This window comes from Streptomyces sp. M41(2017), from assembly GCF_002078175.1.
GTDB lineage: Bacteria > Actinomycetota > Actinomycetes > Streptomycetales > Streptomycetaceae > Streptomyces.
In genome coordinates this window covers 5,584,986-5,607,829 of the sequence record NZ_MWFK01000001.1, presented here as the reverse complement: position 1 = coordinate 5,607,829, position 22,844 = coordinate 5,584,986, and the positions used below count along the sequence as shown (strand labels likewise).

At 68.8% G+C, this 22,844-nt stretch carries 21 protein-coding genes and 1 pseudogene; 5 read left to right on the top strand and 17 right to left on the bottom strand.

The genetic code is table 11. The features are described 5' to 3' along the window. Positions 1 to 623: 623 nt before the first annotated feature. The 6 genes from B0675_RS24585 to B0675_RS24560 form a co-directional block, all read right to left on the bottom strand. Entirely contained in the window at positions 624 to 1,493 is an 870-nt protein-coding gene (locus B0675_RS24585; protein ID WP_081221126.1) for an alpha/beta hydrolase, read from the bottom strand. A 331-nt stretch (positions 1,494 to 1,824) separates the two neighbouring features. Beyond that, the gene (dacB, locus tag B0675_RS24580; RefSeq protein ID WP_241539863.1) at positions 1,825 to 3,411 is read right to left on the bottom strand and encodes a D-alanyl-D-alanine carboxypeptidase/D-alanyl-D-alanine-endopeptidase; all 1,587 of its coding nucleotides are present in this window, start codon (positions 3,409 to 3,411) and stop codon (positions 1,825 to 1,827) included. A gap of 502 nt (positions 3,412 to 3,913) precedes the next feature. Then, positions 3,914 to 4,684, bottom strand: coding sequence for an SDR family NAD(P)-dependent oxidoreductase (locus B0675_RS24575; RefSeq protein ID WP_081221124.1), 771 nt, complete (start codon positions 4,682 to 4,684; stop codon positions 3,914 to 3,916). Between the two features lie 267 nt (positions 4,685 to 4,951). Then, positions 4,952 to 5,542 carry a TetR/AcrR family transcriptional regulator gene (locus tag B0675_RS24570; RefSeq protein WP_081221123.1) on the bottom strand — a complete coding sequence of 197 codons (591 nt, stop codon included), beginning with the start codon at positions 5,540 to 5,542 and terminating at the stop codon, positions 4,952 to 4,954. Between the two features lie 481 nt (positions 5,543 to 6,023). Then, on the bottom strand, positions 6,024 to 7,373 hold the full coding sequence (locus B0675_RS41735) for an FG-GAP-like repeat-containing protein (RefSeq protein ID WP_193791572.1): 1,350 nt from the start codon (positions 7,371 to 7,373) through the stop codon (positions 6,024 to 6,026). Between the two features lie 333 nt (positions 7,374 to 7,706). Continuing rightward, the gene (locus B0675_RS24560) at positions 7,707 to 8,195 is read right to left on the bottom strand and encodes a DUF6193 family natural product biosynthesis protein (protein WP_143661088.1); all 489 of its coding nucleotides are present in this window, start codon (positions 8,193 to 8,195) and stop codon (positions 7,707 to 7,709) included. Positions 8,196 to 8,521: 326 nt separating this feature from the next. Between B0675_RS24560 and B0675_RS24555 the strand changes: the two genes are divergently transcribed. Further along, the gene (locus tag B0675_RS24555; protein WP_081221120.1) at positions 8,522 to 9,121 is read left to right on the top strand and encodes a hypothetical protein; all 600 of its coding nucleotides are present in this window, start codon (positions 8,522 to 8,524) and stop codon (positions 9,119 to 9,121) included. Between the two features lie 710 nt (positions 9,122 to 9,831). On the opposite strand, the gene B0675_RS41035 is transcribed toward B0675_RS24555, so the two are convergent. Further along, positions 9,832 to 10,065, bottom strand: a complete 234-nt coding sequence (locus tag B0675_RS41035; protein WP_143661087.1) for a hypothetical protein — start codon at positions 10,063 to 10,065, stop codon at positions 9,832 to 9,834. Between B0675_RS41035 and B0675_RS24550 the strand changes: the two genes are divergently transcribed. Continuing rightward, positions 10,041 to 10,442, top strand: coding sequence for a hypothetical protein (locus B0675_RS24550; RefSeq protein WP_081221117.1), 402 nt, complete (start codon positions 10,041 to 10,043; stop codon positions 10,440 to 10,442). The genes B0675_RS41035 and B0675_RS24550 overlap by 25 nt on opposite strands. Before the next feature lie 231 nt (positions 10,443 to 10,673). Here B0675_RS24550 and B0675_RS24545 read toward each other — a convergent pair whose 3' ends face one another. Next, on the bottom strand, positions 10,674 to 11,324 hold the full coding sequence (locus B0675_RS24545; RefSeq protein WP_081221114.1) for a type III effector protein: 651 nt from the start codon (positions 11,322 to 11,324) through the stop codon (positions 10,674 to 10,676). A gap of 133 nt (positions 11,325 to 11,457) precedes the next feature. On the opposite strand from B0675_RS24545, the pseudogene B0675_RS42070 reads away from it, so the two are divergent. After that, a pseudogene (locus B0675_RS42070) lies at positions 11,458 to 11,658 on the top strand (Hsp20/alpha crystallin family protein); the annotation flags it as partial. A gap of 236 nt (positions 11,659 to 11,894) precedes the next feature. Here the strand turns inward: B0675_RS42070 and B0675_RS24535 are convergent. The 4 genes from B0675_RS24535 to B0675_RS24520 form a co-directional block, all read right to left on the bottom strand. Continuing rightward, entirely contained in the window at positions 11,895 to 12,608 is a 714-nt protein-coding gene (locus tag B0675_RS24535) for a GAF and ANTAR domain-containing protein (RefSeq protein WP_179165425.1), read from the bottom strand. Between the two features lie 462 nt (positions 12,609 to 13,070). Beyond that, positions 13,071 to 13,424 (bottom strand): STAS domain-containing protein, encoded by a 354-nt coding sequence (locus B0675_RS24530; protein WP_081221108.1) that lies wholly within the window; start codon positions 13,422 to 13,424, stop codon positions 13,071 to 13,073. Then, a complete protein-coding gene (locus B0675_RS24525) occupies positions 13,421 to 14,710 on the bottom strand; it encodes a SpoIIE family protein phosphatase (RefSeq protein ID WP_107482720.1) in 1,290 nt (429 codons plus the stop codon). Before B0675_RS24525 ends, B0675_RS24530 begins: the two co-directional genes overlap by 4 nt. Further along, positions 14,707 to 15,510 carry an alpha/beta hydrolase gene (locus B0675_RS24520; protein WP_081221102.1) on the bottom strand — a complete coding sequence of 268 codons (804 nt, stop codon included), beginning with the start codon at positions 15,508 to 15,510 and terminating at the stop codon, positions 14,707 to 14,709. The genes B0675_RS24525 and B0675_RS24520 overlap by 4 nt, the downstream gene beginning before the upstream one ends. 331 nt (positions 15,511 to 15,841) lie before the next feature. Here B0675_RS24520 and B0675_RS24515 point away from each other — a divergent pair, with 331 nt between their 5' ends. Together B0675_RS24515 and B0675_RS24505 are read left to right on the top strand one after the other, a co-directional pair. Beyond that, positions 15,842 to 16,276 (top strand): Hsp20/alpha crystallin family protein, encoded by a 435-nt coding sequence (locus B0675_RS24515; RefSeq protein WP_081221099.1) that lies wholly within the window; start codon positions 15,842 to 15,844, stop codon positions 16,274 to 16,276. A 363-nt stretch (positions 16,277 to 16,639) separates the two neighbouring features. After that, on the top strand, positions 16,640 to 17,074 hold the full coding sequence (locus tag B0675_RS24505; protein ID WP_081221097.1) for a DUF2267 domain-containing protein: 435 nt from the start codon (positions 16,640 to 16,642) through the stop codon (positions 17,072 to 17,074). 59 nt (positions 17,075 to 17,133) lie between these two features. On the opposite strand, the gene B0675_RS24500 is transcribed toward B0675_RS24505, so the two are convergent. The 5 genes from B0675_RS24500 to B0675_RS24475 all read right to left on the bottom strand — a co-directional run bounded on the left by B0675_RS24500 (position 17,134) and on the right by B0675_RS24475 (position 22,800). After that, complete coding sequence (locus B0675_RS24500; RefSeq protein ID WP_081221095.1) at positions 17,134 to 17,559, bottom strand: DUF6003 family protein; 426 nt, start codon at positions 17,557 to 17,559, stop codon at positions 17,134 to 17,136. Positions 17,560 to 17,876: 317 nt separating this feature from the next. After that, on the bottom strand, positions 17,877 to 18,458 hold the full coding sequence (locus B0675_RS24495; RefSeq protein ID WP_081221991.1) for a TIGR00730 family Rossman fold protein: 582 nt from the start codon (positions 18,456 to 18,458) through the stop codon (positions 17,877 to 17,879). A gap of 845 nt (positions 18,459 to 19,303) precedes the next feature. Beyond that, on the bottom strand, positions 19,304 to 21,040 hold the full coding sequence (locus B0675_RS24485; RefSeq protein WP_081221089.1) for an LCP family protein: 1,737 nt from the start codon (positions 21,038 to 21,040) through the stop codon (positions 19,304 to 19,306). A gap of 294 nt (positions 21,041 to 21,334) precedes the next feature. Next, positions 21,335 to 21,769, bottom strand: a complete 435-nt coding sequence (locus tag B0675_RS42065) for a hypothetical protein (RefSeq protein ID WP_241539862.1) — start codon at positions 21,767 to 21,769, stop codon at positions 21,335 to 21,337. A 500-nt stretch (positions 21,770 to 22,269) separates the two neighbouring features. Continuing rightward, positions 22,270 to 22,800: a SigE family RNA polymerase sigma factor gene (locus B0675_RS24475; protein WP_081221084.1), complete on the bottom strand. Its 531-nt coding sequence runs from the start codon at positions 22,798 to 22,800 to the stop codon at positions 22,270 to 22,272. Positions 22,801 to 22,844: the final 44 nt, after the last annotated feature.

Here is a 22,844-nt window from a genome sequence, read left to right as displayed (position 1 = left end):
TGGGCGCGATGCCGGTATCCGCGCGACGGGTGGATGGCGTGTGATCGACCCACTCCCTTCGACCGCGGTGCAGACCTGCGGCGACAGGCCTGACGGTGACCTGATCGATCGGCGCTCGGGGTACGCGCTGTACGAGTTGCCAGGCGCCCCGGCGTCCGCCCACAACGGCACTCGCCACCGCCACGCACCATGGGCCTGGGCAGCCGCCAGGACGGGGCGATCGCTTCAGCGCCGCAGCGATCGCCCTCCACCTCGACGGCACCGCCCCATCCGGCCGTGGGCAGCCACACCCTCCGGCCGTGATAACAGGTTTCACCGTGGCTGCCGGCGTCGATCGTCGAGGATCATGTGCGGGGCGTCGCCGTTTGCGGCGCCGCCACCACGTAAAGGATCGGCATCCGCCGTTTTTGGGGACAGCTCAAGCCGCTGGGTAGGCAGCGGTGCGGGTTGTCACCTCATCTCCCATTCGGGTCATCGCAAGCAGCCACCACAGGGGCGGCTTCGGCGGGCTGCTGAAGGCGGGGTCCAGGCGCGGGTTCCCGTGCTGCGAGCAGACACAGCACGGGCGTCGTCGATGTTCAGCGCACCGACACGTCTCACGGCACCGTGACGGTTCCGGGTTCTCACCCCGTATCCCGAACGAATTCGAGGAGGGCGTCGGCGACCGCGTCCGGTGCCTCCTCGGCCTGGTGATGACCAGAGTCGATCACACGGTGCTGCAGCGGCCGCGCGAGCCAGGGCTGCCAGATCGCGGCCGGGTCCCCGTGAATGTCCAGGTCGTCGTGGGCCGACTCGAGCAACAGGGCCGGGCATTGCACCTGGCGGCCCGCAACCCTGTCCGCCGCGTCGTCGTCCCGGTCGGCGCGCAGACCCGCGCGGTAGTCCTCGCACATCCCGTGCACGACGTCCGGGTCGCGCAAGGCCGCCCAGAGGTCAGCATGATTGCCCTCGCCCATGATCTGCGGCGCAGGCGTCCTGTACCAGGCCTCCGGGTCGGCGCAGATCACGCGCTCGGCAGGTTTGTCCGTCTGCCCCATGAACCACCAGTGCCACCACGCCTGCGCGAAACCGGCGTCGGTGCGCTCCAGATGCTCGATAACCGGAAGCCCGTCCATAACCACCAGATGGGACACCCTCTCCGAGTGATCCATCGCGGTCCGAAACGCCACGAGAGAACCGCGATCGTGCCCCACGACAGCGAACCGGTCGTGGCCGAGGTGAGCCATGAGTCGGACGACATCGTGCGCCATGGCCCGCTTGCTGGACTGGCGATGGCCCGGCTCGTCGGGCGGCAGTGACGAGCGGCCGTATCCACGCAGGTCAGGCACCACCGTCGTGTGGTGCTCGGCCAGCCGCAGCGCGACCTGGTGCCACGTCGTGTGGGTCCGCGGATGTCCGTGCAACAGCACGACCGGCGACCCCGTGCCCCCGTGCCGCACCCGAAGCGTGACCTCCCCCAGGTCGACGTACTCAAGCCGAAAGCCCTTGAACATGCCAGCACCACCCTCCCCGCAGACGTCTGCGCCCCGTCTACCCCGCACCTCGACGATCACCGAACGGCAGACCGGACAGGACGATCCGGCGATCCGCGCGACCGGCTGCGCCCTCAGGCCATGTCGGCGACCAAGCGGTGGAAACGCGGCGCCGCGGCGCGTGCCTTGACGCCCCGTCGACTGCCTGATCCTCCCTGCGAGACGGCGGCGCGACGGCCCATGCGCACGACGGGCCCATGCGCCCATCGGGTCTACGCGGCAGCCCCCGCGCGGGAAGGACCCGGGCAGGGGCTGCGGCACATGTGTTGCTGGAACGGGGACCCGGCCGCGCCTAGTTGCCCGCGGAGGCCTGCTCCTGGAGGAGCGCGGTGATCTGGTTGACGTCGTTGAAGATGCTGAGGAAGCTCGTGAGGTCGGGGCTGCTGGCGCCGTTGACGCCGACGAAGAAGGTCAGCAGGCGGCCGTCGTCGGTCTTGAGATAGCCCGCTTCGTTCTGCGCGGTGGCCGCGAGCTGCTGGTTCAACTCGTCGTCACCGACGATGGTCCCGGGCTTGGCGAAGACCTTGCCCTTCGCCGGGCAGTTGGTCTGGCAGGAGATCCCGTTGGAGCCGTCCACGCCGAGGATCGGGAGCAGCCGCTGGAAGGCCTTCGCGTCGGGCGTGTGCAGCCAGTAGGTCAGGAGCTCGACGAGCCCCTTCGGTGTGACCCGCTCGGACGGCGTGCCACCGCGCCCGTCGGAGAGCTGGAACTGCTTCGGGTCGATACCCGCAACGTCGGTGAGGAAGTCGTGCTCGATCGGGAAAGCGTCGAAGCAGTTCTTGCTTCCGCGTGCGACCGCCATGTTGCACAGGGCCAGGTTGGCCCCGAGGTTGTGACTGACCTTGAGGATCAGCTTGGCGTACTGGCTGTAGGGCGGCGAGACGTACGCCGCGACGCGGGGGGTATTGCGGTAGGACGCGGGGAGCTGCTTCTGCGGGTTGGGTCCGGTGTGCGGCGCGGTGACGGTGACACCGGCGCGGGCGAGGGCCTCGATCAGCGCGGTACGGCCGAACGCGTTCGGGTCCTTGATGGCGGAGACGCGCAGCTCCGGCTGGGCGCCTGCGACGATGGTGCCGGTGAGGTTGATGCGGGTGCCGTCGGGCGATGCGGTCACGTTGATGGACGTGGTTCCGCCGCTGGACACCGTCCGGACACTGGACGTCACCTTGTACGGCGCGACCTGCGGGCGCCAGGACAGCTTGGCCTGCTGTCCGGGCCGGGTCGGGGCCGTCAGCAGGTCGATCAGATTGTCGTTGAGGATCAGCGGCGTGGGCTGCGGGTCCAAGTCGGGGAGTTTGAACAGGCGGGGGTCGATGATGACGTTGCCGTCGACCCGGGTGATCCCGGCCTTGCGGATCTGCCGGGCGATCTGGTTGATGCCGGCGAGCGGGTTCTCCGGTGTGAGGGTGGCGCCCGGGAGCTCGGCTTCGGTGTGGTCGATGTCGGTGTAGTCGACCGAACCGTCGGGCTTGGTGCGCCCGCCCATGGTCAGGTCGCCCTGCGCGACCAGAGCCAGATTCCCGTGCAAGGTCGATCCGGTGCGGTGGCCGGTCGCCATGACGGGCGTGGTGAAGCGGTGGTCGGGCCCGAGCGTGTGCCACGCGGTCGAGATGGTGACGAGCTTGACCGTTGAGCCCGGGACGAAGAACTGGTTCGCAAACCGGGAGTGAATCACCTGGCCGCTCTCCGGGTCCGTTTCCAGCACCCCCCATTGCGCGTGCTCGTAACCGGGCTTGTGCATGATCGCCTCAATGGCGGGCCCGAGGTCGTCGCCGTGCGCCGCCGCCGCGGGGCCGGCGGCCACCGCTCCGCTCAGTGCGGTGAGGGTCGCACCGGCAGCGGCCCAGGTACGGATCCGTCCGCAGAACATCGGTCTCATACGTTCCGTCATTTCTCGAGGTGGCGAGCCGGATCGAGGCAGTCCGCGACGTACAGGCCCGTCAGCTCAGCGGCTCACCGGGCTGGGACTACTTCTGGCGGCATCGTAGGAAGCCGAAGCCCGGCCACTCGGTCGCCTGGGCCCGGTCTCGCGGCCGGAGAGCGGAACTTCATCCGGTCGGTCGATCATCGATACGCGCCTCCTCCCCCGCCTGTGGGCACGAAATCCCTGCCCGGACGTCGCAGCCCACGGATGCCGTGGCGCCGTGGCCACCAGAGGTCCCCCTCTCCTACGGTTGCGGGCGCCGCACGCCTTGTCCTGAAACGGCGTCACGCGGAGCGAAGTCCGGGAGGTCCGGTGCCCGTCCTGGGCAGGTGCCGGTGATCGCGCCGACTGCACGGTCTGAGTCACCCACGGGGACAACATGGCTGCGTGATCGGGACGATGCCCGGATGCCGCATGTGACGCTACGTCCGCCCGCACGCCAAGGTGCGATGTGCGGCTACCAGTCCAGGGGTGCGGCCAGGAAGGGCACGGTGTCGGGTGCGGCCTTGCGTGCGCTCAGGGTGGCCTTCGCGCCTTCCCCTACGGGGATACGGAAGGGAGCCTTGGCACCCTCTGCGATGGTCGCCGCCACCACGTCGGCGACTTCTTGGACCGAGACCGGTGCTGCCCGGAACGCCGAGATCTCTTCCAGCAACGGGCGGTAAGGGTTGCTGTCGTCCAGGTGGACCTCAGCGCGCTCGGCGCCTCCCGAGTCCACGGCGGGCGGCTGCACGACGTGGACAGACACGCCGAAGTGTCCGGCTTCGATGGCCAGGACCTCGGCGATGGCCTCCAAGGCGTGCTTGCTCGCGCCATAGGCGCCGATCAACGGAATGACGTAGCGGCCCTGGACGCTGGACATGAAGATCAGTTGCCCCGCTCCGCGTCGGCGCATCTGGGGCAGAACGGCCTGGGCGACCCGCAGGGCCCCGAAGGTGTTGAGCTCGAAGAGGTCGCCGAGCGCGGCGAGCGGGATCGTCTCGAGCGGAGCGCGCACAGTCGCTCCCGCGTTGCTGAGCAGGACGTCGATGTGACCGGCCTCGGCCAGCGCTCGGTCGACCGAGGCCTGGTCAGTGACATCGAGCTGCAGCTTCTGCGCCACCGACAGGTCGTCGAGCATGGTCACATCGCGGGCCGTGGCAATGACCTCGTGACCCTGTTCCTGCAACTCCGTCGCGACGCCCTTCCCGATACCCCGGGATGCTCCGGTGATGAGTACACGAGCCATGATCCGAGCCTCACTCTCTTCTGTCGGCCGGCGTCCTCCGCGGCCGGCGCCCCGCGATACGCGGTCCCGCCTCGTAGGTCTGTGCTGCCATACGGCCACCCGCCACCCGGCCACCGATACTATGTAGGCCAACATACATAATGCCTTCGCACCGTGCGACTGCGGAACGATGAGCCGCCTCGGGCAGACGCACAGCCATCGCCCACTCACCGCCCCGGAGTAACCCGGCGGGCGCATCGAGGCCGCCCAAGCCCAGGCGGGCGCGGCCTAGGACCTCACGGACGACACATGCGCGGCATGACTGACCAGTACCTTTCTTAGCGATTCATACGGTTTTGGGCTCTTCAGCGCCCGGGAGGTGATCATCGCCCCCTGCACGCCCGCGATCACGGCGTCCGCCAGCACACGTGCCGCCGCACGCTCCACGCCGAAGGCGACGAAGTGAAAGGCCAGCCTGTCCGTCATCTCCGAGAAGGCCCGCCGTGCGGTCTCGGCGATCTCGGCCGAATCCTCTGCGGCGCCCTCGACGATCAGGGGGGCGACACCGCAACCCCGTCCGTACCCGCCGGCCACCATCGCGTCGCGGCCCAAGTCGACGTAGAGCTCGATCATCCGACCTGCCGACGTAGCCTCCCCGGCAGCACGGTCGATGATGTCGACCTGCTCGAACGCGTGGGCTTCCGCTGCTTCGATCCCGAGCTGCGCCTTACCGCCAGGGAAGTGGAAGTAGACCGAGCCGCGGGACGTACCGCTGAGTTCGAGCACATCGGAGAAGGCCGTGGCACCGTAGCCACGCTGCCGGATCAGTTGTTTCGCGGCCTGCACCATCTTCTGCTTGGCATCCGTTCGCCTGCCCATGGCGCACCCTCTTCTCCTGACATATATGCCGACCTACATAGTATCCATGCGCAGAGCTGCCCAAAACAGGGGGAACTGCACTACTGAGAGCGACCACCCAGGGGGACCTCCAAGCCTTCCGGGGGGCACGCTGGTGCGGTCGGGGACGAGAGGTGGCCCCGGCCACCCGGGGACCGCCTCTTGTTGATGGATCACCGGCCTTCCCGCGAAAGTCGACTCCGGCCCGCCGGGGAAAGCGCCATAACAGGGTGCGGTCACGCGGATTGGCGTTGCCACCTGCCTGACGGCCCGCCTTTGTGCCACGGCGCGTGGCCTGGTGCCGGTCCGATCCTTCTCGTGGCCGGCGGGCCTCTCCTGCGCTGCAGTGTGCGGAGCGAGTCCCCCGCTCAACCCGCCGCGTTTCGGACCGCGTCGACAAGGCAGAGGGGCGCGCCCCGGTGGTACGCACACCGGTATACGCCCCTTGCCCGCGCGTCCGGGATCATCCGCTGATCGGCGCGCCGAACTCGGGGTACCAGTCCTCGCCGGTGGCGAGCCCGATGGTCTCCGCGCTGAAGCCGACCGCGCGGGTGACGGTGATCCGCACTCCGTCGCCTCGCAGCGAGGTGAGCGCGCCGTACCAGCCGTTCTCGCCGGGCGCGCCGACGGCCAGGTCGAGCCGACCGTCGCGGTCGGTGTCGGCGAGCGCCAGTGCCTCACCGAAGGAGTCGCGGGACTCCGCGACACCGGGCACACCCGGAGTGTCCTGGTGCAAGGCGTACGAGCCGGTGCCCGTCAGGCCCTTCGCGGAGCCGGAGAGCACGGTGACGGAGCCGGTGAAGCCCGTCGGGCCCACCCCCTCGTCGACGGCGCCCGTGGCCAGGTCGGCCCGTCCGTCCCGGTTGACGTCGCCCAGTTCGACGGACCAGCCGAAGCGGTCGCCCTCCTCGACGACCCCGGGCACCCCGGCGGTGTTCTGCGTGATCACGACCGCCCGTCGGCCGTCGACACCCTGTGCCGAGCCCCGCAGGACGCTCACGCTCCCGCCGTCCCGGGCCCAGTGCACCTCCTCGCTCCCGTACGGCTGCCCGGACACGACATCGCCGTGGCCGTCGCCGTCCACGTCCCCGACGGCGAGGGAGAGTGCCGGGGGCAGCTCGCCCGCCGTACGGCGCTCGGCCGGAACACCTGGGGAGAGATAGAGCGCGCCGCCCGAGCCGCTGAGCGGGTTGGTGACAGCGGCCAGGTCGTCGGTGCCGTCGCCGTCGACGTCCCCGGCGGCCAGTGCGGTGACGCCGGTGCCGGTGGCCGGCACCGCCGACGCCTCGAAGTCGGCGTGCACGAAGCCCATTTCACCGGACTGGCCCGTGCTCCGGTTGAGGTAGAGCCACAGGTGGGTGCCGCTGCCCGTGCTCGCCGCGATGTCGGCGTGGCCGTCCCCGTCGAAGTCCCCGGCGGTGACCGCAGTGCCGAATCCGGTCTGTTCGATGCCCAGCGGCTGACTCAGCGCCCCGCCCGCGCCAAGTCCCCCCGGGCTGCCCCACAGCACCGTGACCGAACCCCAGTCGTCACCGCGCGGCACGTCCTCGCCGGGTGAGCCGACCGCGAGGTCGGTGTATCCGTCCTTGTTGAAGTCCCCCGGCGCGGTGGAGGCGCCGAAGCGGTCGAAGGCCTCGGCGACACCCGGCACGTGTGCGGTGTTCTGACTGACGGTCTTCGTCCGCGAGGACTTGATCCCGCCTGAGGAGCCGTAGGCGACAACGACCGCCCCGGCCAGGGTGTGCCCGTCGATCGCCGCTCCGGGTGCGGAGACGGCGAGATCGCCGTACCCGTCGCCGTTGAAGTCGGTCAAGGGAGTCGGTGTGCGGGCGTGAGCGACGGCCGGGGGCAGAAGGACGGAGGCCGCAAGGGCGGCCGGCAACGCGGCGCCGGCGACGATGAGTCTTCGCATGACACGGCAGACCCGTCCTCGGGGCCGATGGTTGTACGGGCATCCCTCGCCCGCCTTCCGACCTTGGGCCGGGATCAAAGCCCGACAGCAACATCGCTACGCCGCTGGAAGGCCTCCGAGCCGCGAACGGGCCAGGGCCGGACCCCTTGCACTGAGACCGCCGGCAGTCCGGCGCAGTGATCCGCTCGGCGACCGCAGGTCACAGGTGTCACCATCCAGATGTACTGACGTCGGTCACTTGGGCCTGCCGGTACACCCTGCGACGGCTGGACCGACCGAGTGCGGGAGGTGGGCCAGAGCCGGCGCCACCGCCTCCGCGGCGTTGGGGGCTTCTCCATGGACGCCGGTGTTCGCGTACCGCAGCACGATGTACGGGCCGCCACCGGATGGGGGGCTTATCGCGATCTCGTCGCGGTAGGGGCGCCCCGTGCAGGAGCTGGAGGCGACGGTCCAGTGGCTGGTGAACGGGAAGAGTCGGCGCAGTCGGGGCTCCGCGTGTGCCGCCTCGATCAACGAGCCGAACTCGGGGAACCTCGGCACGCTGGTCGCCTTCTCCCTCAGTAGGTCCCACTGTGCCGTGACCGCTGCGACGGGACCACGCTCGTGGGCCTCGGCGATCGGGTCGGAGTCGAGGAAGGTCAGGGTCGCTCGCATGCGTGCCACGGTGGCACCGGGTGCCCACGCGACACCGGCCTCGACGACGTCCGTGAGGTTACGTGTCACTCCGCTCACGATGTCGATGCCGCCGGCCCGACCGTGGACTTGGAAGGCACGGCTCTCGGTCCGGAGGATCACAACGAGCGGCAGCCGGAACGGGGTTGTCGTGGCGATACCCACCGAACCGGGTATTTCCCTGCGGCCGGGAACGAGCGTGGGTTGCTCTTCCAGACCGGCCGCCGCTCGCTCCAGTGCGGCAGCCAGGCTGCCGGCCGCGACAACATCCGGATAGAACCGGCGACCCCAACTCAGTGCTGTCGGCGGGGCGGTGGCAAGGCGCGCGAGCAGCGGATCTTTAGACTGTCCGTGGCCGTACGAAGAAGGAGAACCGCGTGAACACCGAAAAGGTCATGGCTCGACGTCTCACCGTCGAGGAGGTTTCAGAATTGGGTCCCCAGGAGGAGATATTCGTCTCGGCGGAGCTGGACCATCTTTCTCTCGACTGCCACGCTCCTGCTTTCCTGACGAAGCCCGGTAAGTACTTCGAAGGAGGGTCCTTCACGGCAAGGACCATTTTCGGCAAGGAAGTTCAGGTTCTTCCGAACAATCCGGACGAGCGTGGGATCTGGGTCGCGGACGAGGCAGGGGAAGAGATCGAGGTTCTCCAGAGTGCCGGCGTCCTCCTGAACCTCGCGCTCTTCGTGCCCAACGGGAACAAGGACGCTCTGGAGTCGCTCTACACCGCCGCACGGGAGGCGTTCGGCGCGGGAATCGTTCAGCGCTGGAACGAGGAAGTCGTGGCGGTGCCGGACGTCAAGGTCGACCTGTTCGAAGAGCCGGTCCGAGGGCGCAAGAGCGCGAGCGGCCAGAATCGCGACCGCCGCGCCTTGGACATCTACCCGACCCGAGTGCGCTTCATGGAGGCCAGCACCGGCTGGAAGTTCATAGTCGAACCGCACCACGAGGTCATCGACGACACGCCGACGATCTGAGCTGACAGCAGCACGGCCAAGGTACGCCGACGGCCGCGGCCGCTCCGGCCCGAGCTACGTTTCCGCTCTCCGGCCACGTACACCGGGCACCGCGCACCCGTAGATGCGCGACGGTGAGGACCCGGAACCGTGACGGCACCGGGTCCTCATCCACCGCCTCGAAGCGTGCCCGGCGCCCCGTCTCGTATACGTGTCGGGCGCAGTGCGCGTTTGTCGGCGTCACCGGCAGCAGACCGGCGCCGCCGCCCGAGCGGAGAAGCAGCGCCGCGCCCGTCGTCTCCACCTTCGTGGATCGTCCCGCCTCCCGGAGCAGCCGGCAGCAGGGCATGCGCAGGACCTCGTGCCGAGAAGGCTGCGACCGATGATCTTCAGCCTGCAGATGCGATCGCGACCAGAGGGCCGCCGCGGCTTCATCGCCCCGCACCGGAGGCTCCGTTGCTGGCAGAGCGGGCTCGCCCTGCGGTGGTGAGAAGGGGTTGGGGGTGCGCATGCGGGTCCGGGCATAGAGCACAGTCGAGCCGACGCACAGCCGCCCCTCAAGGATGGCGACTCCCGCCTGACTGCCTAAGCGAGCCCCGATTGCGAGAGGCTGTCTCTGTAGTGACCAGAGCCCTGCACCCGCCCTGTCCAGGGTCTCACGTCAGGCCAGGGACAGAGCCCGCTTCATCGATTGCGAACGGCGGCTCTCGACGGCGCGGCGAGTCCGCCGATCAGCGGGCGACGCGGGCGGTGGATTGGAGGTGTTCCAGGGCATCCAGCACGACGGTCCGACGATGCCAGTGCAGCCAGCCGCCGACCGCGGCGCCCGTGGACGCGAGGGCTGTGAGCTGCGGCTGGCTGAACCCCGACAGAGGGGGTGCGTGGTGGGAGGAGATCAGGCCGATGACCCGGCCGGCGCGGCTGGTCAGGGGAAGACTGTGTGCGGCACGACTTACGTCGCGCACATGGAGGTACAGCCCTCGATGGGGCTCGCCGCGGTCGTCGTCAGGCCCGGGCCCGGGGTCCTCGACTTCCAGGCCCGCCTCATCGAAGCCTGCGCCCCTACACCGAGAGCGGAGGCACTGCGGACGCCTACTTCCGCACCGACGCCGAACCCGACATCAACGCGCCCACCCTCACCTACATCGAGAACTACGTCCCCCAGCACAGCGGCGACCACTACCTCCCTCACATCACCGTCGGCCTGGCCACCCTCGCCGACCTGGAAACGATCGAGGCAGAGCCGGTCACCCCCCTCACCTTCTCCGCGAGCGGCATCAGCACCGACCAACTCGGCAACAACGGCACCGCCGCCAAGGAGCTCAAGAGCTGGGGCGCTTAGAGGTACCGATGCCTTCTGCCGCCATACATCACAACGCGGCAACCCTCGGCCTCCGCGGCGACGACCTGACCGGCGCCGGCAGTGCTGAACTGCGTCCACGCCGTGCGCACGCTGGGGCCTCAATGCAACTCCCGCCTCCGACGCCGCCTCATCGTGGTCCTCATCGCAGCGGCCGGAGTCTCTGTTGCGTGGGCGATCGAGGGGGCGTGGTCCCTCCGTGCCCGGGGATTCTCATGGCTGGGCGGAGGAGCGTTGCCGCTGCTCGTTCTCGCGTGTTTCGTCGGCGTGCCGACCGATGTCGGACACGCGGTCCGCGAGGTCAGGGTGGCCGGCGCGAAGGTAAGGACCCGTCTCCGAGAGGGGGCCCAGGAGCTGACCGGGGTTCTTGTCGCCGAGTGCGGCGTGGAGGGCTTCGACTGCGCTCGACGCCGAGGAGGGGAGGTCGCTCAGATCCGTGATGGTTCCGGCGAGTTGCCGGAGGGTGGCGGCATTGTCGTTGGCCCACGCGTTCACGGATCGGTCTGCCGCGCGCCGGCCACGAGTGGCCTGCACGCGCTCCTCCTTGGTGGCACCTGCCTCGCCGGGTCGCACGCGCAGGTAGCGGCGTTCGGCTGCTTGGCGACTGGCGACGCCGAGTGGGTGCGCCAGCTCCGCCCAGCTCGCACCGGCTTCCCGCGCGGCTTCGATCATCTGGGGCTCCCAGCCTGCCAATTGCTCGCGGACCTGCCGTAGGAGCAGCAGCGCCGCCAGCGCCCTCTGGGGGTCCTCGGCGGTGTCGGCCCGGGCGTTCTGCGCGCTTTCCAAGGCATCGGTGAGCGTGTGGAGCGCCGCGATCGTCGCGTGAATCGTGGGCGGTGCCGAAGTCGGATTCTCGTCACTCATGAGTGCACCTCCCTCACCTGCTGTCATCAGCCTGACGACATCGACCTCGTCATCACTTTGACGACATGCTACAACGGATCCGGGTTCAGCGCATTGGCAGCAACTGCCCGCACGCTCCTGTTGGTGTGACCCCGTGCTGGCGTCTACTGACCCATTCCGTGAACTCGACTTTCCTGCACAGCAGTTGATCGGTCCGCGTACCTCGCCCCGCCCCTCCGCCGTGCCGGTGGACGCCGACCGAGACGGCGGGCGTTACGTCATCGCGTTCGACCTGGCTGGCGTGGACCCCACGGCCCTGGACGTCGACATCGAGCGGAACATGCTCAGCGTGCGCCAGGTCAGCGTCGCGGCACCGGCGACCGCAAGGCGCTCGGCGGCCGAGCCCACGGGGCCGATGCGGGGCAGGCCCCGGAATGGGGGTGCCCGGGCGCCGTCGGCCCCACAGCAGCAGTGGTCGCGACAGCCCAAACGGATGCCGCGACCATCGCGTCCGGCGCCTGCCGCGTTCCATGGGCGTGAGTCGCGGAGATGGCCCGCCCCGAAGGCGTCAGCGACGGGGCGCAGCGTCCGCTACGGCCGGTCGGGCAGTTCGGGGATGACCGGTGGGTGGCCCGTCAGACTGGTGATCATCTGCGCGCACAAGTCCCTCAGTTTGATGTTGCGGTGCTGGGAGGCGGACCGCAGGATGCCGAACGCTACATCGGCGCTGCAGCGGCGCTGCAGCATCACCATGCCCAGGGCCTGGTCGATGACCGTGCGGGACTGCATGGCGGTCCGCATCTGCTCAGCGAACTCTCGCGTCTGCGCGAGGCGTTCGGCCAGGACGATGGCGCCAGTGGCCTGCGCGGCCAACGAGCGCAGGAGCGTCAGGTCGGCCGGGTCGAATCCGTTAGGTGGTCCCGCATACAGGTTAAGCGCACCCACGGTCTCCGTGCCGTCGGCAATGGGCAGGGACAATGAGGAGCGGATCCCGCAGGCCGCCGCGAAGGCCGGATATTCCCCCCAGCGCGACTCTTCCAGCATGTCCTCGACGAGGATCTCCTGGCCGGTGCGTCCAGCCTGCAGGCACGGTCCGTCGTCCTGGCCGTACTGCTTCTCATCCAGAGGTGGGGCGGCCGGCCCCGCACTGACGACGGTCAGTGGACGGTGGTCCCGTTCGATCGTGACGCCGACGCCTTCCACGACGGTCCGTTTCAAAGCGGCGTCGGCCAGCGTCTGCAGGAATCCTTCCAGCGACTGCATCTCCAGCAGCCATTGCGTGACCGATGCACTGTCCCACGCCATCTCGGCGTCTTCTGCGCTCACTGTTCGCATCCTTCGACAGACTGGCGGCCTCTTGAGGGTGGCTGTGCATAGCGTCATGGAGGCGATGGGTCACGTCAGGGAACAGCCGCGCGTGCGGTCGGAATCCGTCAACGCGGCACTGCCCCTGCTCTGGACCCTACCCATGACGCGTCCGAGCGCACGGGTGCGCGCCCATCGCCAAGCTGACCCACCTCTCCTTCCCGATGGAGCCAGGTCGCACAAGCCGGTCCGAGGCCCGGTAAGGGGCGGGTCTCCCGGCACTCTGGCCGAACCGGGAGAACCTGAGCTCAGCCAGTCCCCTAGGGGGCGGCCACCTAGCCGGCCTGTTCCCTGAGTGCCCCGTTGTCGGCCCGATCAACGACCACTCGTGCACAAATTCAGTCGAAAGTGGGTGGCACGGCCGAAGTCATGGGACTCGGGAGCAATACCCGTGCCACCAGGTCAGCCCGCTCTGTAGTGCGACACGTCGGTCGTTGAGGCATCGGAATGCAGGGGGAAGACCCGGTCCAGGCCCGTGAGGGACAGGATGCGCATGGTGTCTGCCGGGACTGAGGCCAGCGCGATGTGTGCGCTCCGTTCTGCGGCCAGATTCCGGGCCGCCAGCAATGCCGTGAGGCCACTGGAGTCGCAGTAGTCCAAGCCGGCCAGATCCAGGATCAGTAGCTGCCCATCGGCCAGAGCGAGGCCGTCGAGGGAGTCACGGAGTTCCGGCGCGCTCGCATAGTCGAGGTCGCCGGCGATCTCCAGTACGGGACCGGTGGCGGCGTCTCGGCGGGTGATCGTCAGCTGGCTCATGTCAGACCTTGCTCTCCGGTCGCGGAGGTGGGATGCGGGGCGGGGGCGCCCAGGGCGAGCAGCGCGGTGTCGTCGTCCAGGCCCTTGCCGAAGCCCGCCAGGAGCCCGGTCAGGGCCGTGACCAATGCCTGAGGGCCCGAGGCGGGCTGCGCGGCGGCGAAAGCACACAGGGCGTCTTCACCGTAGAGGTCACGCCGCGGGCCGATTCGGGCCTCCGTCAAGCCGTCGGTGTACAGGAGCAAGGTGTCTCCCCGGGTCAGTTCGGTGTGGACGGAGGTGAACGGCGCGTCGGGCAGGACGCCGATGAGCATGCCGCCGGGGGTGGGCAGATAGGCGGCGGTCCCGTCCGCGCGCTGGATGAGCGCCGGCGGGTGGCCGCCGGAGGCCAGGTGCACACTGACATGCTCGTCCTTGGGCTGCAGGACTCCGAAAATCGCTGTGCAGTAGCGGGTGTCACCCCGGGTGTACCGCTCGTGCAGCACCGTATTCAGGGTTCTCAGAACGGTTTCGGGGTCGGGATCGTGCAGGGCCGCGGCGCGCAGCGTATAGCGGGTCAGCGAGGTCAGCGCGGCCGCCTGGGGGCCCTTCCCGCACACGTCGCCGAGGAAGAAGGCCCACCGGCCTGCGTCCAGGGGGAACAGGTCGTAGAAGTCTCCGCCGAGCAGGTCCGGAGAGGCGGTGTGGTAGTACGAGGCCGCGTCGAGTCCGGGAATCTTGGGAAGTTCGGCGGGCAGCAGGTTCCGCTGGAGGACGGCGAGGGCCTCTTGGAGCCGGGCCCGGTCGGTCTCCGCCTGCCGGTGCGCCTCTTCGGCTGCCAGGCGGCCACGCAGTAGCTCCTGCTCATAGGCGCGGCGCTCGCGGGCGTCGAACACGGTGGTGCGGATCAGCAGCGGCTCACCGTCGTCGCTGGTCTTCACCCGCGAGGTGACGAGGACCGGGAGCCGCTGCTTGCCGGCGGCTTTGAGGTCCAGGGCGATACCGCTGACCTCGCCCTGCATCTGCAGCATCGGCGCGAAGTGCGTCTCGTGGTAGAGCTTGCCGCCGACGGTGAGGAGATCGGCGAACCGCAAACGGCCCACGACCTGGTCCCGGGAGAGGCCGAGCCAGTCGAGCAGCGTGGCGTTGACCTTCGCGACGGTGCCGTCCATCAGCGTCGAAAGGTAGCCGCAGGGCGCCTGCTCGTACAGCTCCTCAACGCTGTCCTCCAGCAGTGAGGAGAAGGCCGCGTCCGTGTCCCCCGCCTCCTGCTCCCCGCCAGGTCCCTGGTCGGTCGTCCCGCACATCATCGGGCGCCCCCGGTGAACTCGGTGATCGCGGCGGCGGTGGCCTGCGGAGCACTCAGCTGAGGGCAGTGGCCCGTCGCTTCGAGCGTGACCAAACGGCTGCCGGGGATCGCGGCGTGGACGTAGGCGCCCACCTCGCGCGGCGCGATCACGTCCTGTCGGCACTCCAGCACCAGCGTCGGCACCGCGACCGTCTTCAGATCGGCCCGGCTGTCGGAGAGAAAGGTCGTGCGGGCGAAGACCCGGGCCATGTCCGGATCGGTGGCGCAGAACGAGGCGGTCAGCTCCTCGCCGAGCTCCGGCCGGTCCTCATTACCCATGATCACCGGCGCCATCGCAGCCGACCAGCCCAGATAGTTCGACTCCAGCGACTCCAACAGCTCCTCGATGTCGTCCGCGCCGAATCCGCCTCGATAACCGTCGTCATCGATATACCGGGGCGAGGGAGCCACCATCACCAAGCCGGAGAACCTCTGCGGAGCCTGCGCCGCGGCGAGAACCCCGACCATGGCGCTGACCGAATGCCCCACGAACACCACATCGCGCAGATCCAGGTCCTCACAGATGTCCAGAACATCCTGGGCATAGCCCTCCAGGGAGCCGTAGCGCTGCTCGCTCCACGCATCCGGATCCGCGTGGCCCGAGCCGACGTAGTCGAAGAGCACCACCTGGTGGTCACGAGCCAACGCGGGGACGACGAGCCGCCACATGTTCTGGTCACAGCCGAAGCCGTGCGCCAACAGCAGCACCTGCCCGCCCGCACGGCCGGTGACGGTGACGTTGTTCCTGCGACGGATGTCCATCCCGCAAGTCTCCCACCGCCTTCATCACACGCGGCAGGAGCCTCTTGCGTACCTCAAGGCAGGGGGCGTCGCCGGACCGACCGCGTAGACGACGCCCTGCGTGCGCCGACGCACCTGGGACGCGCCGCCGCCCGCTCCCCACCCCTCCCCCACTGCGGACTGCGCAGAGCGGCCGCCTCGCCGTGGACCGCACCTGAGCGCCGACAGGCGGAGCCATCGTTCGTCAGCGGACGGATGACATGCTACTTGTCATCCATTGGATGACGTGTTAGAACTGAGTCAGACGAAGCGCATTGGCAGTTCCTGCCAGACCTGTGGAGGTGTTTTCGCGATGTTGATGCGCACTGACCCGTTCCGCGAACTCGACCGTCTCGCCCAGCAGCTGACCGGTGGGTCCGGCACATGGTCGAGGCCCTCGACCATGCCGATGGACGCCTACCGCGAGGGCGAGGAGTACGTGATCGCCCTCGACCTGCCCGGCGTCGCGAAGGACGCGATCGACATCGACGTCGAGCGGAACATGCTCACCGTCAAGGCCGAGCGGCGCCCCGTCGTCAAGGCCGACGACGTACAGATGGAACTCTCCGAGCGGCCCCTGGGCGTGTTCTCCCGCCAGCTGGTCCTCGCCGACACCCTGGACACCGAGCGCATCACGGCCGACTACGACGCAGGGGTGCTGACGCTCCGCATCCCGATCGCCGAACGCGCAAAGCCCCGCAAGATCGCCATCGGTGGCACCGGCGATCACCCGCAGATCAGCGGCTGATCAGCCGATCTCCGGCCGACGCGGAGGGCGGATCCCGTCCCTCGGGCTCCGCCCTCCGCCCTGCTCCCGGAGACGTCGCGCTGACCCTGCTCGACCCGCTCCAGGCCGCCGAAAGCTTGCCGCCCGGCGGTTCGTGAGGGCGGGCGACAGCGGCATGGAGCGAGGGACCGAGCGAACGGACCGCGGCCTGGGACATCAGCGCCGTGCGCAGTGTGACGGCCCACGCCGCACACGAAGACCACACCGGCCACCGTGCTCCAGCGCCCCCGGGCTACGACCTCCTCTGCGGTCGCCGTGATCCCTCCTACTGACCTGGGCCACGCCCCCCTGAATCCCCCTGCCAAAGAAAGGGAACGCCTTCCCATGCTTTCGCTGCGTGAACCGGCTTCTGCCCGGACCGGTATGACGTTTCACGAGATGCTGGAAAGGATCCGCTACGAAGGCGCTTATCCGACGCTGCAGCGGGCGGAGCACGTCACCCGCGCCGTACTGGAAGCCCTCGGCCGCCAGCTCGCGGGAGCGGAGCGCGACGAACTCGCCGCGTGCCTTCCTCCCGAGGCTGCCAGGCTCCTCACCCGTCAGGTTCCCCACCCGCACCACCTCACCGGCTGGGGCTTCGTGAAGGATCTCGCCACCCGCACGGGGACTGCTCCCGCAGTCGCCCGCTGGGACACCGGAACTGTTCTGAGCGTCGTCGGGCGACTCGCCGGCGACGGCCTCACTTCCCGGATCATCGGACAGCTCCCCGAGGGCTACGCGCTGCTGTTCGGCCGAGCGCAGCTCGTCCGAGCTGCCTGACACCCAGGGCGGGGGTCAAGGCCCGCTTCACCTACGGGCCTTGACCCTCCGGACACGGCCTAGCGCAGCGCGATCTCCTTCACGGCAGCCAGATCCTCACCCGTCAACTCCGCAATACGGTGCGCGGGAACCCCAGCCGCGAACGCACGGATGATCAGCGACTCGCGTCCGCCCATCTGGAAGCCGTATGCCTGCAGCTCCTCCTCCATACGCCCGACGCCCTGCGACGTGGCGTGGTGGCGGACGCGGCTCAGTTCCTCGTCACTGAGCGGCACGGGAAGCCTCTCGGCCTCCTCGGGAATGCCCGACGTCTCCTCCGGAGGCAGGAGACGCAGACGTGACGACGGGACCGACGCCCCCTGTGCGTGGAGCCACCCCTGAACCGCGGGAGTCTCCATGCAGGCGAGATCTCCGACGGCCGCAGGGGATACCCCGAGTGTCGAAGCCGTGCCGTTCAGCAGGACGAGGTAGGCATCGGCGGTCATGGTCGGTTCCTCACGGGAGAAGACGGTCGGTGCTCAAACGGTACCCACCCCTGGCCGTCTCACCGGCGGCTCGTCGAGTCGCGAACTCGGGCGTGCGTACGGTCTCCCAGCGAACCCACGTCCACCACACCACAGCAGATGAAGCAATCGCACACGTCGCCGTCATCGGGCGCGCCGAGAACGGTCATGGCGCAGTAGGGGGCAGCCGCCCGATGGCATCACCCGAAAAGGTGAAGGGACATCTTGGCGACACACCGTCTTCTGGAACCCCTTCTTCACGGGACTTGGTGCTCGCGCCGTGCGCGCTCGGTTCCCGGTCAGCGCAGATGGTGACCGTGGGCGGGCCGAGGCACACTGCTCAACCGCTCCTGCAACGCCTCCAGCAGACGGGGCAGATCAGGGGCGACGGCAAGGTCGTCGAGAGTGGCTGCGGGGAGAAAGCCAGAGTCGGCGATGCCGCGCAGGGCGCCGAGGAGCGGCGTCCAAAAGCCGTCGGTGTTGAGGAAGCCGATGGGCTTGGCGTGGAATCCAAGCTGGCGCCAGGACCACACCTCGAAGATCTCTTCCAGGGTGCCGAGACCGCCGGGCAGGGCGATGAAGGCGTCGGCACGCTCGGCCATGAGCGCTTTGCGCTCGTGCATCGAGTCGCAGAGGAGCAGTTCCGTCAGCCCTTCATGCGCCCACTCCCGTTCGGCCATGCTGCGCGGCATGACACCGATGACCTCGCCACCCGCCTTCAACGCGCTGTCCGCCAACACGCCCATCAGACCGCGACGGCCCCCGCCGTAGACGAGACCGATTCCGTTCCGGGCGAGTTCTGCGCCGACGCCGGCGGCCAGCGCGGCGTGCGCCGGGTCGTTTCCGTTGGACGAGGCGAGGAAGACGGCGAGGCGGTGCATGAAGGCCTCCGGAAGGGGTGCGGAGCAGGCCATCGGTTTACCACAGGCGTCCCGGCGCTGACCAAGACTTCGCAACCCAGTCCTGACCTACTTGACCAGCCGGCCGGAAGGATGACGCTTCGCTGCTCGTGCGCTAGCTGCTCTGGGCACCGTTCGGTGAGTTACTCCCGCCACCATGGGAGTCGGGGGCCGGACCCTTCGCGTAATTGACCGGACCCTTCGCCTTACGGGGCAGCGCCGGGCCCATTCCTTCGCGGCTCGAAGAGCCGCTCGGGGAGCTGCCCTCGCCGCCGTCCGGCGCCGGATCCCCTTTGCGGACCGGGCGCTTTGCCTTGCGCGGCAGCGGCTGATCGCTCGTTTTCCCGGCCCGGGTGTCGGTCGACTCGGATTCACGCGTTTCCTCGGCCACTGTGGGCCCCTTTCGCAGCGGTGACACGGCGGTCAAGCTGTCCCCGCATCCGCCCGTCCCCAACCACGTGCCCTCGACCACGCGGAGGAAGCCGCTCTCGATCTCTCCGGCGTGCCGTTGAAAATGCGCGGTTCGCCCACACCCGCGCACAGGCCGATCGGTACGGTCCGGGCGTATCTCGACGAGAGAGAAGTCCGTGTACGGGCACCCGCAGGCGGCGGCGCCCGACACGTTCAGGGCGTAGCAGTCGAGGAAACCCGGAATGCCGGCCGTCCGACGTCCGAACGAGTCCGCCTGTTGTCCGGGGCACGAAGCCGCCGAGACGCGCCAAGCCTGCCGACCTCGTGCGGAGTCGAGGCGGGCCCGGCGCTCTTGGGCACCCTGGGCTCGCTCTGCTGCGGTAGAGCCGCCTCAATCACCGCCCCCGCAGCTTTCGTCACCAAACGTAGTTCGAATTCACCGGCATGCATTTCCCCTTGTCCGCACCGTTGAGAGCGTCCGCTGTGTCCGGGACCCGCTCGTCGTTCCTCCGAACGTCGTAGGTGGTGCCTGAGCGCCAGTCCGCCCCTACGACGAGCGTCACAGCGGATGCGCTCGGGGACTCTCTGACCGAACTCGCGGGAATACGGAGGGCTTTGGCCACTCGGCGAGCGTCGCCCTCCATGCTGACGCTCGGATACCGCACTGTCGTCGTCTTCTGAGAGGTCGCCCTCGTGGTGTCGGCCGTCGCCTTGGTGAACCCGATGTCGGCAAGGAGCCGGGTCACCGTGCTTGCCCGACCGCTGACAGGGCTCTGCGTGTCCGTGCGGGTTCCGTTACGGACCAGCACGCTGATCTGATTGCGTTCCCCGACGGGCTCGTCGGAGGCCTCGGTGCGCGCCGTTTCCTTCCTGCTCGTGCCGGCGAGCGAGATGTCTTCGCGCACCAAGCGGAAGAGGGTGTAAGCGTCCTGAGTGGGTTTGACCCGGACACCGGCGTAGCGGTTGGGCATCGTCGCCATGGTGATGCCCCGCGTCGGAACTCTGCGCAGTTCGACAGCGAGGTCGTACAGTTTCTTGACTGTGCCGAGGTCGTCGTCGACCGTCAGCGCCTTGGTCGCACTCTCCGCGAGGGAACGCAGTCTGCCCGGGTTGCCCAGGGTCGCGTTCTCCCGTAGGAGCCGGACCATCGAGTTCATGTACATGTGTTGGGCGCGGGCACGCATCAGATCACTGCCATCTCCGAAACCGTAGCGGGTGCGCAGCCATTGCAGGGCCTGCTCGCCCTTTACCGGATGGGTTCCTTTGGACAGCTTCAGTCCTGAGCCGTGGCCCTGACCGTCCCTGGAGTAGATGTTGGCGTCGACACAGACCGGCACGCCGCCTATGGCGTCTGCCATCGCCACCACTCCGGAGAAGTCGATCTGCAGAAAGTGGTCGATGTGGATGCCGGTGAATTTCTCCCAAGTCGCCACCGTGCAACCTGGTCCGCCGCGGCCGAGGGACTCGTTGGCCGGTGTGGGCAAGACGGTGGCCTCGTAGACAGTGCCGCTGTCAGGGTCCGTGCACTTCGGGATCTGCAGCAAGGTGTCGCGTGGCATGCTGACGACCGACATGTTGGAGCGGTCGGCGGAGACGTGCACGAGCATCTGGACGTCCGCAAGGGGCACTCCGTCGAAGGTGCGTCGGGCGCCGCCGAGCTTCTGGTTCACCTTGCTGTCCCGAGCGTCCGAGCCGATCAGGAGAATGTTGAGCGGCGTCTGGCCCGCGGCATTGGATGTGGCTCTGACGGGCCTGTCCTTCTCGTCCCCGAGATTCAGGGCTTCCTTTTTGATGTTGCTGTTGAGCTGCCGGTAGTAGAGGTACCCGGCACTCGCGGCGCCAAGTATGAGAACCGCCAATACCGTTGAGGACCAGCGAAGAGCCCGCCGCCGTCTGGACCGCGACCGGGAGGCGCCACGGCCGCGCGTCGACGGCCTGCCCCCGGACCGCAGGCCCTGCCGGTGCGCTCCCCTCTTCCTGGACGTCGCATTGCGCGTACCGCCCCCGCCGGCGGTGGACTCGACGTCCACTGCCAATGCGTCCGTGAGAGGGACTGGAGTGCTGTTCCCGCCCGACGCACCAAGGTCACGTTCTGGTTCGTCATCCTGACGGACGCGTGATCGTACTCCGCCTTTTCGTGGTCGTGTCCTCATCCCTCACCTTCCCTGGCCACGCGCACAGCACCGGACCTCCGTCGTGCAGGGTCGTCCCCAGGCCCTGAGCTCGCCGGCCGGTGCCGCAACGTGTCCGTCGTGAATCTGCTCAGCCTCCGGCGTGTGCGGCCGGGAATCGGCCGGTGTCCCTCCCGTGCGGGCCGGCCGACGCGATGCGGATTTCGGCAAGCCGCCCGTCGGTCCGACCCACCCCTCGCTTCCGAGCGCGGGCCGGAGCTGCCGGCCAAGCCGGTACATCAGCTCTGTACGGCGCGACCGGCAAGCACGGTCAGATCACGGGAGAGTCCTTGCCCAGTACTTGTCCTGGTCGGAGTCATAGACGAGCTTTCCGGCGGCGTCGTACCCCTTGATGCGCGGTGCCACTGTGACCTGCCGGCGCAGCACGCCGGAGGCGACGAACCAGCCGTGCTTCACGACCGCTTGGCGGGTGGCGCCGCCGTAGGAGACGGACACGTCCGCCACCGACGGATCAACCGTTCCGACGACCGCCCACCGGAAGGGGAGAACCCAGCTGCCCCTGGCCGCGGCCGTCTGCCGGAACAGGTCGCCCGAGTTGAGGTCGGGCACGACAGGACTCCGGCCGGGCGGATCGGCGTCGCCGGCGCCGGTGCTGATGCCGGAGGCCTTGCCGTCTTCGATGGTGCAGACCACCCTCATCCCTGCGGGGTGCTCCCGCACGCCCACGACATGGAAGGTGTCACCGGGCACGGAACTGTCGATACCCCTCGCCGCAAGGATGATTCTGTAGTCCTCGGCCTCACCCAACGGGGCTGCCGGCGCGCCGCGTTCCGCCGTCAGGCACTTCCTCAGCCCGTCAGAGGCCTGAGCGAATGTGATCCCGTCGAGCAACTGTCCTTCGGCGGCGGAGGGCGTGGGTCCGGGTGTCGTGGGGGCCGAGGTCCGCGGTGCGCTGCCCGAAGGCTTCGGTGCCGCCGTGTCAGCGCCCCGTTCCCCCTCTCCTCCGGCCAGGCCGTAGATCATCGCGGGCAGCACGAACAGAGACGTCAGTGCCGCCCCTGCCACCGTCGCCCGCCGTTTCCGCTCACTGCGACCGCGCTTCCGGATTGCCGTGTAGGGCGCCGGCGAAGGCTTGATCGTGTAGGCGTCCTCGGCGAGAAGCCCACGCATACGCTCCTCGAATCCGAACTCCGGCTCGCCCCGTGACTCCTCTGCCCGAGAACCGGACCTCTGCGCATCGCCTGGCCCGTTCATCTGCTGCCTCCCCGCCCGCCGGACACCGTGCGGCTGTCGGCCAGCCCCGGATGCGTACGCAACTTCGCCAGTCCCTTGGATGCCTGGCTCTTGACCGTGCCGGCCGAGCATCCGAGCACCTCGGCCACCTCTGCCTCCGACAGGTCCTCCCAGTACCGCAGCACCACCACCGCCCGCTGCCGCGAGGGGAGTTGAGCAAGTCCGGCGAGCAGGGTCCCGCGCTCCTCCACCCGGACCGCGCCCTCGTCGCACCCCGCCCTCTCGGGTACGGCCGCCGTCAGCGACTCGCTGACCCGCCTTTTGCGAAACCGGTCGCTGTTGCAGCTGACCAGCATGCGGCGGACGTATGCCTCCGGGTTGTCGGCACGCGAGATCCGTCGCCACGACCGGTACGCCTTGGCCAGCGCGGTCTGCGTCAAGTCCTCCGCATGGTGGACGTCCCCCGTCAACAGATACGCGGTCCGCACCAGTTGCGGCCACCGCGCTCTGACGAAGTCCTGGAATCTGTCCTCTAGTTCGGCCTGCATCGAGCACCCTCCCTCGCCCTCCAGACCACCGCTTCGGCGGATTC

Coding starts and splice junctions, on each gene's coding strand:
- B0675_RS24585 (WP_081221126.1), bottom strand. CDS start 1,493: ATGTTCAAGGGCTTTCGGCTTGAGTACGTCGACCTGGGGGAGGTCACG.
- dacB (WP_241539863.1), bottom strand. CDS start 3,411: ATGAGACCGATGTTCTGCGGACGGATCCGTACCTGGGCCGCTGCCGGT.
- B0675_RS24575 (WP_081221124.1), bottom strand. CDS start 4,684: ATGGCTCGTGTACTCATCACCGGAGCATCCCGGGGTATCGGGAAGGGC.
- B0675_RS24570 (WP_081221123.1), bottom strand. CDS start 5,542: ATGGGCAGGCGAACGGATGCCAAGCAGAAGATGGTGCAGGCCGCGAAA.
- B0675_RS24545 (WP_081221114.1), bottom strand. CDS start 11,324: ATGAGTGACGAGAATCCGACTTCGGCACCGCCCACGATTCACGCGACG.
- B0675_RS24535 (WP_179165425.1), bottom strand. CDS start 12,608: ATGGCGTGGGACAGTGCATCGGTCACGCAATGGCTGCTGGAGATGCAG.
- B0675_RS24530 (WP_081221108.1), bottom strand. CDS start 13,424: ATGAGCCAGCTGACGATCACCCGCCGAGACGCCGCCACCGGTCCCGTA.
- B0675_RS24525 (WP_107482720.1), bottom strand. CDS start 14,710: ATGATGTGCGGGACGACCGACCAGGGACCTGGCGGGGAGCAGGAGGCG.
- B0675_RS24520 (WP_081221102.1), bottom strand. CDS start 15,510: ATGGACATCCGTCGCAGGAACAACGTCACCGTCACCGGCCGTGCGGGC.
- B0675_RS24515 (WP_081221099.1), top strand. CDS start 15,842: ATGTTGATGCGCACTGACCCGTTCCGCGAACTCGACCGTCTCGCCCAG.
- B0675_RS24505 (WP_081221097.1), top strand. CDS start 16,640: ATGCTTTCGCTGCGTGAACCGGCTTCTGCCCGGACCGGTATGACGTTT.
- B0675_RS24500 (WP_081221095.1), bottom strand. CDS start 17,559: ATGACCGCCGATGCCTACCTCGTCCTGCTGAACGGCACGGCTTCGACA.
- B0675_RS24495 (WP_081221991.1), bottom strand. CDS start 18,458: ATGCACCGCCTCGCCGTCTTCCTCGCCTCGTCCAACGGAAACGACCCG.
- B0675_RS24485 (WP_081221089.1), bottom strand. CDS start 21,040: ATGAGGACACGACCACGAAAAGGCGGAGTACGATCACGCGTCCGTCAG.
- B0675_RS24475 (WP_081221084.1), bottom strand. CDS start 22,800: ATGCAGGCCGAACTAGAGGACAGATTCCAGGACTTCGTCAGAGCGCGG.